The sequence below is a fragment of the Motiliproteus coralliicola genome, from assembly GCF_003345655.1.
Lineage (GTDB): Bacteria > Pseudomonadota > Gammaproteobacteria > Pseudomonadales > Balneatricaceae > Motiliproteus > Motiliproteus coralliicola.
Genome location: NZ_QQOH01000001.1, coordinates 1,330,191 through 1,343,469 on the forward strand (window position 1 = coordinate 1,330,191; position 13,279 = coordinate 1,343,469).

A 13,279-nucleotide genomic window follows, 5' to 3' on the forward strand; every position below is an offset into this window, starting at 1 on the left:
ATTTGTCTTGCCGCGCTGAATATCGGCGGGCTTAGCGGCGACGCAACCTGAAGTAGAACACCTGATAGGTCGCCGGTATCTTGCCGTCTTGATCACGCAGCTGTTCGTAGGCATCCCGAAACGCACGAATCCGAGCCCGCCCCGACAATGAATGCTGGCGACCGGAATTGAGGTTATGGGCGCCGATCCCTTTTAGCTCATCGGTCATCTGCTTGAGCTGGTCGTACTGCAGCACGATATCCTGTTGCTTCAGTTCAACGAGCTCGAATCCCGGTTCGATCGCCTGACGCATGGTTTCCAGCGACTCGAAACGGTTCACATGTTCGAACTCGTCAACTGCGGCCCAGGCCTGTCGAAGTTCGTGTAGGGTCTGCGGTCCCAGCGTGGCAACCAACGCCGTAGCACCGGGCTTCAACACCCGCGCCAACTCGGCAAACAGCTGCGCCGGGCTCAGGCACCACTGGATCGCCAGCGAGCTGAACAAGCCGTCAATACTGGCGTCAGCCAGCGGTAACTGTTCGGCGTCGGCGCACAGGTAATCGATATCCGGGTGGGGCCGTTCACGACGGGCAAACTCCAGCATCCCCTCGGCCAGATCGACCGCCAGCACTCGACAGCCCGGCAGTTGCGCCAACGGCAGCGAAAAATAGCCGGTTCCCGAGCCCAGGTCGATCAGTTGCCCTTGCCAATCCGCAGGGCGTTGGGACAACAGTTCAGTACCGACGCGCCGTTGCACCCCGGCCATTGAGTCGTAACTAACGGCTGCCCGACTGAAGGAGCCGGCCACCTGGCGCTTATCGAAATGCTGCTCTTGCTGCAGCGACTGTTTTACCTTTTGCTGCGCCTTTTGACGCAGCTCCTGAGCCGGTTCAGCCATTGGCAGCCTCGGTTATCTGGGCGTTCAACCACTGCTCAAGTTGGCATACGAAAGCGCCGGTGGCGGTCAAAAAGGGAACATGTCCCACCGCGTCCATCACCCGAGCATGCTCGTCCAGCAGCGGCTCCCGGCTGACAGCCTCGGGAACCAATGCATCTTCGGCGGCGAACAGGTGTAGCCGGGGGCACTGAAGACGACCGAATAGATCACGGTAATCCTCAGCCAGCAGGGCCAGGGATTCCGCCAATTTCAGCCCGGGCTGCTCCAGTAGATCAGCAATCACCGGCTTGAGCTGTTTCAGCAGTGCCCTAGCCTGGGGATCACCCTGACCCTGTAACATGGCAAAACGGTTCAGCGTCTTGGCCGGCTGGGCCTCAAGGGAGGCCTGGAATGCATCGAAGGTATCCGGCGCCATCGCCGCAGGCCAATCGTCGCGCTGCACAAAGCAGGGATTGGTCGCCACGGTCACCAATGAGGCCACGCAGTTCGGATGGCGCTCGGCGATCGCCGCGGCCACCACACCACCCAGCGACCAGCCCAACCAGATTGCCGCTCGGTCCAAGCGCGGCTGGATCTCAGCCTGGATCCGATCCGCCAGGGCTTCGAGCCGGTAGGGCTGCTCGTCAGACCAGGTGCTACGGCCCAGCCCCGGCAGGTCAACGCAAAGCAGCCGATAGTGTTCGCTCAGGCGCGGCAAACAGGCCTGCCAGACCCGGCTGGACATGCCCCAACCGTGAAGTAGCACCAACGCCGGCTTGTCGGCGTCGCCATGCTCTTCGACATACAAAGATTCAATACACAAACTCATTGGCAGACCTGCTCCAACGCACCGAGAAGTCGATCAACCTGCTGCTCGGTATGGGCGGCACTCAGGGTCACTCGAAGGCGAGCACTGCCCTCGGGGACCGTGGGTGGACGAATTGCGGTGACGAAGATTCCCTGCTGTTCCAATGCCGCGCTGATCTGCAATGCTCGCGCTGAGTCGCCGATCAGGATCGGTTGGATCGGTGTCGTGGAGTTCATCAATTCCAAGCCAAGCTGCTGTGCTCCGCGACGGAAGCGGGAGATCAACGTCTCCAGTTGCTGACGCAGGTGCTGTCCGTCACGAATCAGTTGAAGCGAAGCCAGGGTTGCTGCCGCCACCGCCGGTGGCATCGCGGTGGTATAGATGTAGCTTCGAGCATGCTGGATCAGGGTTTCGATCAAAACTTCAGAGCCAGCCACGAAGGCACCGGCGGTGCCGAACCCTTTACCGAGGGTCCCAACCAATACCGGCAGCTGCTCCAGACTCATACCGAACGCCTGCGCACAGCCCCCGCCGGTTTCACCGAGACAGCCGAATCCGTGGGCATCGTCGACCATCAACCAGCCATCATGCTGACGGGTGACATCGGCCAGCTCAGTCAGCGGCGCAATATCGCCGTCCATGCTGAATACCCCGTCGGTCACCACCAATTTACGATTGGCCTCGGTGCGCGCCAGCTTCTTACCTAGACTATCCGCATCGTTATGCAGGTAGCGTTGAAAGCGTGCGCCGGAAAGCAACCCTGCATCGAGCAGGGAGGCATGATTCAAGCGGTCCTCGAATACCGCATCGCCCTTGCCGATCAAAGCATTGATCGCGCCCAGATTGGCCATATAGCCGGTCGAGAATAGCAATGCCCGGGGCCGACCGGTAAACTCGGCCAGCGCTTCTTCGAGCTGATGATGGTAACGGCTGTGACCGTTGACTAGGTGGGACGCACCGCTACCGACGCCGAATTTCTGGGCGGCATCGGTAAAGGCATTGATCACCTGGGGATGATTAGCCAGCCCCAGGTAGTCGTTACTGCAGAAAGCCAGATATTGGCGCCCCTCGACCACCACTTCGGGGGCCTGGGCCGATTCCAGCGTTCGGCGGACACGGTATAAAGCATCCTGTTGGCGCTGCTGCAGCGCCTGCTCCAGTCCTTCAAAGCCCGCCATGTGACTGCTTCCTTCTGTTTAAGCTTGGTAAAACAGCTTGTCATCCTGCTGCGCTTGCAGGTCTTTGGCGATCTGTTGCTCCTGCTGCTCGTCGGACGACTCGATCCGCTGCTCGACATTGATCCCCAGGCGCTTGAACAGTTGCAGGTCGCGGTGGGTTTCCGGGTTCGGCGTCGTCAGCAGGCACTCGCCGTAGAAGATCGAGTTAGCACCGGCGAAGAACGCCATCGACTGCAGTTCATCGGACATCTGCTCACGACCGGCGGACAGTCGCACGTGGGATTTGGGCATCATGATCCGGGCAACAGCGATATTGCGGATAAACTCCAACGGATCCAGATCCTCAACCTCTTCCAGCGGGGTCCCTTCAACCTTGACCAGCATGTTGATCGGTACGGACTCCGGCTGTTTCGGCAGGTTGGCCAACTGACAAAGCAGGCCGATACGGTCATTGGCGGTCTCGCCCATACCCAGGATGCCGCCGCTGCAGATCTTCATACCGGCATCGCGAACATGACCCAGGGTGTCCAGCCGATCCTGATAGGTGCGGGTAGTGATGATCTTGTCGTAGAACTCCGGCGAGGTATCCAGATTGTGGTTGTAGTAATCCAACCCGGCCTCGGCCAACTGCTCGGCCTGATCCTCTTTGAGCATCCCCAGCGTCATACAGGTTTCCAGCCCCATCTCTTTGACGCCTTTGACCATATCCAGCACATAGGGCATGTCACGGTCGGTCGGGTGCTTCCAGGCTGCCCCCATGCAGAAACGGGTCGAGCCGGCTTCTTTGGCCTGCTTGGCCTTGGCCAGTACGGCTTCGACTTCCAACAGCCGTTGCTTTTCCAACCCAGTATCGTAATGGGCGCTCTGGGGGCAGTATTTGCAATCTTCCGGGCAGGCACCGGTTTTGATCGACAACAGGGTGCTGACCTGAACTTCATTCGGATTGAAGTGTTGACGGTGGACGCTCTGGGCCTTAAACAACAGATCATTAAACGGCAGCTCAAACAGCGCCTGAACTTCATCGGCGCTCCAGTCGTGACGGACCGGGCTGGTTTGCAGTTGAGCGGTGGCATGATTTGACATAAAACAGACCCTGAAAAGTAATTGTAAGCGCACAGACCGGCTCTGAGCGCCTCTCAGCCATGGAAAGGCTGAGTCTACTGACAGGGAGGCCACTGTCAACCCATGACAAAACCCAGGGTTTACTTTAGATCATTTTTTGATCGCCTTATTATAAGTTCTTCGTGCCTGCTGTGTGGGCAACCAAGTCGACGACCGCTACCACTGTGCCAAGGTTGCGAACAGGACCTCCCCCGCCCGATGGCCAGTTGCTGCCGCTGCGCCGAACCCTTCTGCTGGCGCAACCCAACGCTTCGGATTTCGGTGACTGCATCGGGTACCCTTTGCGGTCGCTGCCTGAAACATCCGCCAGCATTCGATCGCACGTTATGCCCACTACTCTATGAATTTCCGGTCAACTGGCTGATCCAAAACTACAAGCATCACTTCGATGGCTGCAGTTTCAATATTCTCAGCGAACTGCTGCTACGCCATCTACAACAGCATTACGGCTCGCGGTCGCCCTGGCCGCAGTTGCTGATACCCGTTCCGCTGCACCCCAAGCGGCGTTTCGAACGCGGTTTCGACCAAGCCGCCGAGCTGGTCCAACGACTAGGCAATGCCCTCGACCTGCCGGTAAACACACTCAGCTGCAAACGCCGACTCGATACTCCACAACAGCAGGGCTTGGACGCCAAGCAACGGCGAAGAAACCTGCGTCATGCGTTTGAGGTGGATGCCGATTCACTGCAGCTGCACAGTAAGATTTCACATGTCGGCTTGATCGACGATGTGATGACCACCGGCAGTACTGCGCAAGCGTTATCGCGAAAGCTCAAGGCCGCCGGAGTCGAGCAGATCGATATCTGGTGTCTGGCCCGGACCCCCAGAGAGCGTATCAAGGGTATCTAGAGTTACCGATCGCTAAGACCTTGGCCTAATCAAGAGGATCTATGCGTCATTCTTGTAACGCTTGCATTGGCCGGCGCCGATATCTCGATTAGAGTTTGCGGTCGGAAACGATCCTGGACGGTTTACCATTGGGCCTCTTTTCGAACTCCAGATCGCTAGAGCAAACTCACAATGAAATCAGACTCTGATGAGATCTGGGGCAACAAACCCCTGCTGTTGTCCTGGCTGTTATGCATCATCTACGGTACTTATGTGGCCGTCACCAATGAACCCATCGAGGGTTCGCTGGATTGGTTCAGCGTCTGCATGGAAGGCACATTGACGCTGTTACCCGCCTCCGTCCTCTACGCCATCCAAGGGTTAAAAAAGCAATCCCAGGTTTATCTGCCCCTGTTTGTCGGTCTGACGTTGATAATACTGGCCCTGATCACCGATACACTGGATGAACTTGTGCATATGCCGACCGCCCTCAACGCTTTGGTTGAAGGTGTCTTCCAGGTGATCGGCTACCTGTTGTTATTGATCGGCTTAAAGCGCTGGGTTGATATCGATAACGAACAGAAGAAACACCTTCTCAAGCTTGCCACCACGGACTCCCTGACCGGGATTTTCAACCGTCGCCACTTTATCGACGCCCTGAACAAAGAAACCTATCGCTGCCGGCGCTACAACGAGGCGTTGTCGGTGATCTTATTCGACATCGATTTTTTCAAGAAGATCAATGATCAACACGGACATAACGTCGGGGATACGGTATTAATCGAAGTCACCCAGCGGGTACGCCATGCAATCCGTGATAGCGACCTTCTGGCCCGTTACGGCGGCGAGGAGTTTATGCTGCTGGTTCCTGAGGCCAATGTAGAAACCGCAACCAGGATGGCGGAGAAGATTCGACAACAGCTACAGCAGAACCAGATGCAGGGCGTAGGCCAAATCACCGCCAGTTTTGGCGTCAGCCAGTACCGGATCTGTGAATCACCCCACGACCTGCTGACCCGGGTCGACCAGGCCCTCTATCGTGCCAAATCGGCAGGTCGCAATACCGTGGTGTCTCTGTAGAGACTGAATCGAGTCAACGGCAGAAGCGTTGAAACATGCGGCGATCTTTCTGTGCATGATCCGAATCACCCGCCAACTCTGCCCGCTTGATCGCAATCTGCCAATGATCGCAAGGGGGAGCAAAATCCTCTTCGAGAATATAGGTGGCGATTTTTCGCAACACGCCGTCCGGTAACGGCATCGCCGGCATCAGACCCAACTGACTCACCGCTTCGCGGTGAACCGCGGTCTCTATTGAGGGCGATTTCACAAAGCTGACCATGCTATCCACAAACGCCTGATCATCGGCCATCTGCTTCTTATAGCGCCGCTGCACTCCCCACATCGGCGGTCCCTTCGGCGGATCCAGTGCCTGATCGTGGCAGGCACTGCATGCCACGTAGAGCGTTTTGCCCTCTTCGGCCTCGGGACTGAGCGCCTGAGCATTTCCAATCAACAACAGCGTGCTGACCGCTAAAGCAAACCTGGCTTTCATCGTTGCCACCCCTTCCAAACAAATTCCATCTAATTTAACACCTGCTAATTTAAATACTATTAGAATCTGAATCCGAATCCTGGCTTTTCTGACCTTGATCAAACTGCCCTCATCGAATGGCTTCTGGTACCCTAGCGCACCTGTTTTTCCTGTAGTCCAAACTCACCCTCCAAGCCGGATAGCCGTTGATGTCGCTGGATAGCCAACACCCTTACGATGCCCTAAGTCCCGATGCCGTGATCGATGCCGTTGAGTCGGCCGGTTTTTGGTCCGATGCCCGGGTCTTTGCGCTTAACAGCTACGAAAACCGGGTCTATCAGGTGGGTATCGAAGAGGGTGAACCGCTGATCGCCAAGTTCTATCGCCCCGAGCGTTGGAGCGAGGCTCAGATTTTGGAGGAGCACCGCTTCACCCAGGCGCTGGCCGATAATCACATTCCGGTGATCGCCCCCATTCGTGACGATAACGGGAATAGTCTGTTCGAACACGGCGGGTTTCAGTTTGCCCTGTTTGCCCGTCGCGGCGGCCATGCACCGGAACTGGATAACCTCGACAACCTTTACGTACTGGGTCGAACCCTGGGGCGAATCCATCTGCAGGGTTCCGCGACATCGTTCGAGCATCGACCGGCGTTGGATACCCAGACCTTTGGCCATGCCTCACGGGAATTTCTGCTGAATAACAACTGGCTGCCGAAGCACTATGCCAGCGACTACCAGCACCTGACCGCTGAACTGCTTGCACTGATCGAACAGCGCTTTGCCGATATCGATCAACTTCGCCTGATCCGACTGCACGGTGACTGCCACCCCGGCAATATTCTCTGGCGTGACGAGGCTCCCCACTTTGTCGACTTCGATGATTGCCGCAGTGGACCGGCGATTCAGGACCTGTGGATGCTGATCAGTGGCGACCAGCAACAGCAGCGACTGCAGATGAGTGAAATTATCGAGGGTTACGAAGAGTTCCAGCCGTTCGACCGACGCGAGCTGGCACTGATCGAGCCGTTACGCGCCTTACGAATCATGCATTACAGCGCCTGGCTGGCACGGCGCTGGCAGGACCCGGCCTTTCCGCTGCACTTCCCCTGGTTCAACACCGAATCCTACTGGATGGAGCACCTGATGGAGCTGACCGAACTGCGCAGCACCATTCAGGCCGAACCGTTGCAGTTGGGAGGCTGAGATGACCTCAGTCAACATGACATCGATCGGTACCCTGCACTCCTGCTTCAAGGAGAAATTCGGCATCCCGCGCCAACCCGGCCTGGCCAATACCGCTCGGGCTGAACTGCGCCTGGAGAACGAGTTTGCGACCATGGATGCCGTACGCGGACTCGAACAGTGCAGCCATATCTGGGTGCTGTTTCTGTTCAGTGAACATCTGGACCGGGGCTGGACGCCGCTGGTACGACCGCCGCGATCCGGTGGCGGTAAGCTGGGCGTGTTCGCTACCCGGGCCACCTTTCGCCCCAATCCGATCGGCATGTCGGTGGTCAAGCTGGAGCGGATCGAGAATCGTAACGGTCAACCGGTACTCCATCTGAGCGGTGTCGATATCCTCGATGGCACCCCGGTTCTGGACATCAAGCCCTACCTACCCTACGCCGACCGACTCGATGAAGCCGACTACCCCTACGCCCCCGATGGGCAAAAAACCGCACTTTCGGTGGTTTTCAGCGAACAAGCACAGCAGCGGCTGTCTAAGGATTCAGCGGCGGCTCAGCTTCAACAACTGATCATCGATGTGTTGAGCTGCGATCCCAGGCCGACCCATCGTCGTAAGCGCGACGATGAGCGGGTCTACGGCACCCTGCTCGAGCACTACAATGTACGCTGGCAGATCCAGCAAGATCGCATCGATGTATTGGCGATCGATCCGGCCACCGACAACACCGATTGAGGTCACGAAAAACCATGATTAACCCAGCGTTTCAATCTCTTCGCCTACGGTTTTCAGCGCTGCTACTGGCCCTGGTTTTACCACTGGCACCGCTCCAGGCTGACCCTCTCTCCGAGCCCGAATCCAATCAATGGCAGATCGATCAGGCACAGGCACTGATCGCCGAGGTGCTGAACAATATCGATTGGGAGCTGTTGATGCGGGTGCAGAAAAACCTGCTCAGCAACATGGACCTGCTGATCCCCTACACCCAGGAATACCTGCAGTGCCTGGAAGCAGAAGGACTGGTCCACGATGATCAACCCCTGTCACTGGAGCTGCTGATGCAGCAGGCTGGCCAGGCTTCGAACCGTTGCAAGGTGATCGTACAGTCGCTGCTTGGCCAGCTTAATTTCGACATCAGTGCCGAGGAGTTCGAACAGGGCCTGAGCCCGGAATACCGCGACCAGTACCGCGAGATGCTCGAGCAGAGCCTCTAACCCGCCCCGCAACCGGACTTCTATACCATGGCCCGTTTCTCCCGTTCCGGCTCCAAACGTCGCTTTTACCAACAACCCACCAAGTCCCAAACGGCCGTTACAGACGACAGCCCGTTCGAGGTTCAGATCGATCGGCTCAGTCATGACGGTCGCGGGCTGGCCAAGCGCAGCGGCAAAACCCTGTTTGTCGACGGGGCTCTCCCCGGCGAACGGGTTCAGGCCCGCTATAACCAACGCAAGAGTAAATTCGATCAGGCCGTCACGCTGCAGGTGATCGAACCCAGCCCTGAGCGCGTCGAACCCGATTGCCCCCACTATCAGCACTGCGGCGGCTGCCAACTACAACACCTGCACAGCGAGGCACAGATTCTGGCCAAGCAGCAGCAGGCGTTGGATCAACTGCGCCGGATTGGCGGCGTGGAACCAGAGCAACAGCTTGAGCCGCTGGACGGCCCCCACTGGCACTACCGCCGCCGGGCCCGCCTGGGCATCTTCAAGCCCAAGGGTAACAATCCGTTATCGCTGGGGTTCCGCCGTGGCCAAAGCAACAAGCTGACCCCGATCAGCCAATGTGCGGTACTCGCCCCCCGAGCGAATCAGCTGATCGAGTCCCTCAATTTGCTGCTCAATGAGCTACAACAGCCACTGGCAATCAGTCACCTGGAGCTCTGCCTCGGCGACTCGGAACTGGCCTTGGTGATCCGTCACCCCCGCCCCCTGCTAGAGACCGACCAGCAAGCACTCTCGCAGCTATGCCAAGAGCAGCACTGGCAGCTGTATCTTCAACCCGCCGGTATCGATAGCCTGCACCGACTGGATGGCAAGTCCGAGCTGGCCAGCCTCAGCTACCGACTCCCGAGCAAGGGCGACGACACCGAACTCCAGCTGGCCTTCGCACCAGGGGATTTCACCCAGATCAACGCCGATATCAACCGCAATATGGTTCAGCTGGCGATGGAGCTGCTTGCGCCCGAGCCACAGGACCGGATCCTCGATCTGTTCTGCGGTCTGGGTAACTTCACCCTGGCACTAGCACGCCGCGCCGGCGAGGTGGTCGGCGTTGAGGCGGTCGAAGCGATGGTCCAACGCGGTCGCGCCAACGCCGACCGAAACGGTTGCAGCAATGCCAGCTTCCATGCCGCCGACCTAACCCAGCCGATCCAGCACCTGCCCTGGTACGGCCAGGGCTTCAACAAGGTACTGTTGGACCCGCCCCGAGCCGGAGCCGCCGAGCTGATCGAACCGCTGTGTCGACTCCAACCCGAGCAGATCCTCTATATCTCCTGCGATCCGGCAACCCTGGCTCGAGACGCCGGGTTGCTGGCCAAGCAGGGATACCAGCTGCAGCGATGGGGTGTGATGAACATGTTTCCACATACCACCCATGTTGAGTCGATCGCACTGTTTCATCGCTAGCAACAGCCATTAAAGAACGCCTTGGTTTCGCCGATTTATAACTGGTAACCCACTAGGATCCACCGATGGCCGACGACGACAAGAACGACGAAAAACCAGAGCTTTCCCCCGAAGAGCGCCTCGCCAAACTGGAGAAAGGGCGGATGTTCAGCTGGATCGCCATCGTCCTGCTATTGCTGCTGGTGTTGGGTGAAGCGGGTTGGATCTATATCAGCACCACTCAGGGACCGGACCCCCGGATTAGCGAACATCAGGAGGAGCTGGACCGCCTGACCCGCAGGCTCAAGAATATGGAAGCGGATTACGAGACCGCCCAGGCCTACAACGAAGATGCCCAGCGTCTGGAAGGTAAGCTCGATCGGATCATGGAGACGATCCAGTTGAACAACTTCAACACCCTGCGCGCCCTGATGGTCGAACAGGAGATGAGCTATCAACAGTTTATCGTGGTGTTGCAGCAGGGCATGTACGATATCTCCCGGATGGTGCCCGGTTCGCGCACCTGGTATGAAGTCTACAAGGGCGACCTGGATATCGTCATCGGCGACAGCGAAGCCCGTAGTGAGAAACTGGCTCAGGATATCGTCAAGCTACCGCCACCCAAACCAGCGGCCAAGAACAGCAAGGCGGCGGCAGATGAACGCCCCGACAACTCCCCCAACCGCCTGCCGGTGGAAGATATTCGTTCACAACTGAACCTCGAAGCCGAATTCAGCGCCCAGTAGTTCAGATTCAGTCCCGCTCCGAGTCAATACTGGCCATCACCGGATCACTGTACCGGGCACCCGCGACCTGCTCATCGTTGATCGCCTGGTCCAGTAGTCGGTACTGGGCTTGGGTCAGAGCAATACCACCGGCGTCAAAATTCTCGATCATATGATCCAGCCGACAGGTACCCGGGATCGGAATCATCGGATGCTCGCTGCTGGCCAGTAACCAGGCCAGCGATAATTGCGCCTTGGTGCAACCCAGCTCATCGGCCAGTTGCTGCAACGGCTGCAGCAACTTCAGGTTGGCGGCAAAATTGTCCGGCTCAAACCGTGGCCGCGCGATACCCAAACGGATATCACCGTCATCAAAAGCGGTCAGGTCGGTGGCCGAACCGGCGAGAAATCCACGCCCCAGCGGGGCAAAAGGCACAAAGGTGATCCCCAGTTCGGCGCAGGTGGGTAGCACGGCCCGCTCGGGCGTTCGTGACCAGAGCGAGTACTCCGATTGAACCGCGCTCAGCGGAAATTCCCGGTGTCCACGGCGGATCGTTTCGGCACAAACTTCCGACAATCCGATCGCCTGAATCTTACCTTCGCCGACCAGTTCGCCCAGCGCGCCGACACTCTCCTCCACCGGTACCTGCGGGTCCAACCGATGCAGGTAGTAGAGATCGATCACCTCGGTATCGAGCCGCTGCAGACTCTTTTCGCATTCGCGCCGAAGCACCTCGGGTCGGCCGTTGACCTTGGGAGCACCATCATCACCCCGAAACAGACCGCCCTTCGAAGCCAGCACAAACTGATCCCGAAATGGCTTGAGCAGTGTCCCGATCAGATTTTCACTGTCACCGTGACCGTAGATCGCCGCTGTATCGAACAAGCGGTAGCCCCGCTCCAGGGCTTCAGGCAATAGACGCTCCCGCGCTTCTGCAGTCGCTGGCCCATAGCCTGACGACAGATTCATGCAGCCCAAGCCGATCGGCGGTAGCTCGAACGGTCCCAGTTTCACGTGATCCATAGGGTTCCCAGTAACGCTTGAAAGGGTTTAAAGACAGCCTCACCCGCCCCTGTCGGTTCGAATACCGATGCAGCTAAACCGGTGAGATCGGACGTCATTTTGTCCGACCCACCCCTGCTCAGCAACCATCTTCTCGACCAGGTTTCGATTTCAGCAATCAATCTGGCAGGTTAATCGTCACCACAGAAGATAACGGTATAAAATCCAGGCTCGAGATATCAGCCAACTAAATCAGCAATTAAGAGCTTGCCGGACGTAGCCGCAACAATTTGCCGCTGTCTGTCGAAAGGTACAACCAGCCTTGCGGGCCTTGCAGTAAAGCCCGGATTCGTTCGCCCAGCTCGGTCAGCAGCCGTTGCTCTTCGATTACCTTGCCCTGCGGATCCAACACTAGGCGATTCAGATGCTGGAGTTTCAATGCCCCGGCAAACAGGTTGCCACGCCACTGTTCAAAGGCATCACCCTGGTAGAACAACAAGCTGCTCGGTGCGATCGAAGGGGTGTAGACCTTGGCCGGCTGTTCGGTACCGTCTCGATGGGTGCCTTCGCCGACCTGCAGTGGAGCCCAATACTCCTTGCCGTATGAGACCAGCGGCCAGCCGTAATTCGCGCCGGCCAGAATCAGGTTCAACTCGTCTCCGCCACGGGGACCATGCTCGATCGCCCACAACCGTTGCTGTTGCGGATCATAGGCCAGCCCCTGGGGGTTACGATGGCCATAACTCCAGATCTGCGGCAGTGCACCGCGACGACCTTGAAACGGGTTATCCGCCGGCACCGAGCCATCGAGATTGAGCCGCAGGATGCTCCCGGCATGGGTGCTCAGATCCTGGCCGTTGGGCCGATCCCCCCGATCGCCGATGGAAAAAAACAGGTGTCCCTGTCCGTCGAAGGCGATCCGGCTGCCGTAATGTCGATCGCTCGAACTGCCCGAACGGGTCACCAGCAGATCCTGCCAGTCCACCAACTGTTCAGCCTGAAGCCGCGCCCGCGCCAGCGTCGTCAGCCCGACCCCATCTTGGGGTTTGCTGTAGGTGAAGTAGAGCCAACGCAGGCTGCCATCACCCGATCCACTTTGCGACGTCTCCGGCCCTACCACCAGATCCAGCAAACCTCCCTGCCCCGACGCCCGCACGCGGGGAGCGCCACCGATCTCCGTCAATCGGCCGCTATCCAGCTCCAGCAGCCGTACTCGTCCATCACGCTGGCTCAACAGCAATCGCTGAGGCCCAACCCAGGCCATTCCCCAGGTCACCCCCAGCCCATCGACCAACTGCTCCACCACAAACGCCTGCCCCTGATGCTCGGCGCGCAGTATCACCTGCGCCTGAGTGATCGGCGCTAGCATCAACACCAGTAACATCAGCAGCGCTGCATAAGAGCGGGGGTTCAATGTCATCCCCTCCC

14 protein-coding genes are annotated in these 13,279 nt (G+C 58.2%); 7 read left to right on the forward strand and 7 right to left on the reverse strand.

Going from position 1 to position 13,279, the window contains the following annotated elements; genetic code table 11:
• Nucleotides 1-31 precede the first annotated feature (31 nt).
• The 4 genes from bioC to bioB are packed head-to-tail and all read right to left on the reverse strand — an operon-like array spanning nt 32 to nt 3,925.
• Nucleotides 32-877, reverse strand: coding sequence for a malonyl-ACP O-methyltransferase BioC (bioC, locus tag DV711_RS05885; protein WP_114694682.1), 846 nt, complete (start codon nt 875-877; stop codon nt 32-34).
• Nucleotides 870-1,685: an alpha/beta fold hydrolase gene (locus DV711_RS05890; protein WP_114694683.1), complete on the reverse strand. Its 816-nt coding sequence runs from the start codon at nt 1,683-1,685 to the stop codon at nt 870-872. The genes bioC and DV711_RS05890 overlap by 8 nt, the downstream gene beginning before the upstream one ends.
• Complete coding sequence (gene bioF / locus DV711_RS05895) at nt 1,682-2,842, reverse strand: 8-amino-7-oxononanoate synthase (RefSeq protein ID WP_114694684.1); 1,161 nt, start codon at nt 2,840-2,842, stop codon at nt 1,682-1,684. The genes DV711_RS05890 and bioF overlap by 4 nt, the downstream gene beginning before the upstream one ends.
• Before the next feature lie 18 nt (nt 2,843-2,860).
• The gene (gene bioB / locus DV711_RS05900; RefSeq protein ID WP_114694685.1) at nt 2,861-3,925 is read right to left on the reverse strand and encodes a biotin synthase BioB; all 1,065 of its coding nucleotides are present in this window, start codon (nt 3,923-3,925) and stop codon (nt 2,861-2,863) included.
• Between the two features lie 237 nt (nt 3,926-4,162).
• On the opposite strand from bioB, the gene DV711_RS05905 reads away from it, so the two are divergent.
• On the forward strand, nt 4,163-4,813 hold the full coding sequence (locus DV711_RS05905) for a ComF family protein (RefSeq protein ID WP_207802542.1): 651 nt from the start codon (nt 4,163-4,165) through the stop codon (nt 4,811-4,813).
• A 171-nt stretch (nt 4,814-4,984) separates the two neighbouring features.
• On the forward strand, nt 4,985-5,872 hold the full coding sequence (locus tag DV711_RS05910) for a GGDEF domain-containing protein (RefSeq protein WP_114694687.1): 888 nt from the start codon (nt 4,985-4,987) through the stop codon (nt 5,870-5,872).
• Nucleotides 5,873-5,885: 13 nt separating this feature from the next.
• On the opposite strand, the gene DV711_RS05915 is transcribed toward DV711_RS05910, so the two are convergent.
• Complete coding sequence (locus DV711_RS05915) at nt 5,886-6,347, reverse strand: cytochrome C (protein ID WP_114694688.1); 462 nt, start codon at nt 6,345-6,347, stop codon at nt 5,886-5,888.
• 188 nt (nt 6,348-6,535) lie between these two features.
• Between DV711_RS05915 and DV711_RS05920 the strand changes: the two genes are divergently transcribed.
• The 5 genes from DV711_RS05920 to DV711_RS05940 all read left to right on the forward strand — a co-directional run bounded on the left by DV711_RS05920 (nt 6,536) and on the right by DV711_RS05940 (nt 10,869).
• A complete protein-coding gene (locus DV711_RS05920; RefSeq protein ID WP_114694689.1) occupies nt 6,536-7,531 on the forward strand; it encodes a serine/threonine protein kinase in 996 nt (331 codons plus the stop codon).
• Nucleotide 7,532: 1 nt separating this feature from the next.
• The gene (tsaA, locus tag DV711_RS05925) at nt 7,533-8,249 is read left to right on the forward strand and encodes a tRNA (N6-threonylcarbamoyladenosine(37)-N6)-methyltransferase TrmO (RefSeq protein WP_243633742.1); all 717 of its coding nucleotides are present in this window, start codon (nt 7,533-7,535) and stop codon (nt 8,247-8,249) included.
• Between the two features lie 14 nt (nt 8,250-8,263).
• Nucleotides 8,264-8,728, forward strand: a complete 465-nt coding sequence (locus DV711_RS05930) for a hypothetical protein (protein ID WP_114694690.1) — start codon at nt 8,264-8,266, stop codon at nt 8,726-8,728.
• Nucleotides 8,729-8,755: 27 nt separating this feature from the next.
• The gene (gene rlmD / locus DV711_RS05935) at nt 8,756-10,144 is read left to right on the forward strand and encodes a 23S rRNA (uracil(1939)-C(5))-methyltransferase RlmD (RefSeq protein WP_114694691.1); all 1,389 of its coding nucleotides are present in this window, start codon (nt 8,756-8,758) and stop codon (nt 10,142-10,144) included.
• 65 nt (nt 10,145-10,209) lie between these two features.
• A complete protein-coding gene (locus tag DV711_RS05940) occupies nt 10,210-10,869 on the forward strand; it encodes a hypothetical protein (RefSeq protein ID WP_114694692.1) in 660 nt (219 codons plus the stop codon).
• A gap of 7 nt (nt 10,870-10,876) precedes the next feature.
• On the opposite strand, the gene DV711_RS05945 is transcribed toward DV711_RS05940, so the two are convergent.
• Together DV711_RS05945 and DV711_RS05950 are read right to left on the reverse strand one after the other, a co-directional pair.
• Nucleotides 10,877-11,872: an aldo/keto reductase gene (locus tag DV711_RS05945; RefSeq protein ID WP_114694693.1), complete on the reverse strand. Its 996-nt coding sequence runs from the start codon at nt 11,870-11,872 to the stop codon at nt 10,877-10,879.
• Nucleotides 11,873-12,110: 238 nt separating this feature from the next.
• Nucleotides 12,111-13,271, reverse strand: a complete 1,161-nt coding sequence (locus DV711_RS05950) for a PQQ-dependent sugar dehydrogenase (RefSeq protein ID WP_114694694.1) — start codon at nt 13,269-13,271, stop codon at nt 12,111-12,113.
• Between the last annotated feature and the right edge of the window lie 8 nt (nt 13,272-13,279).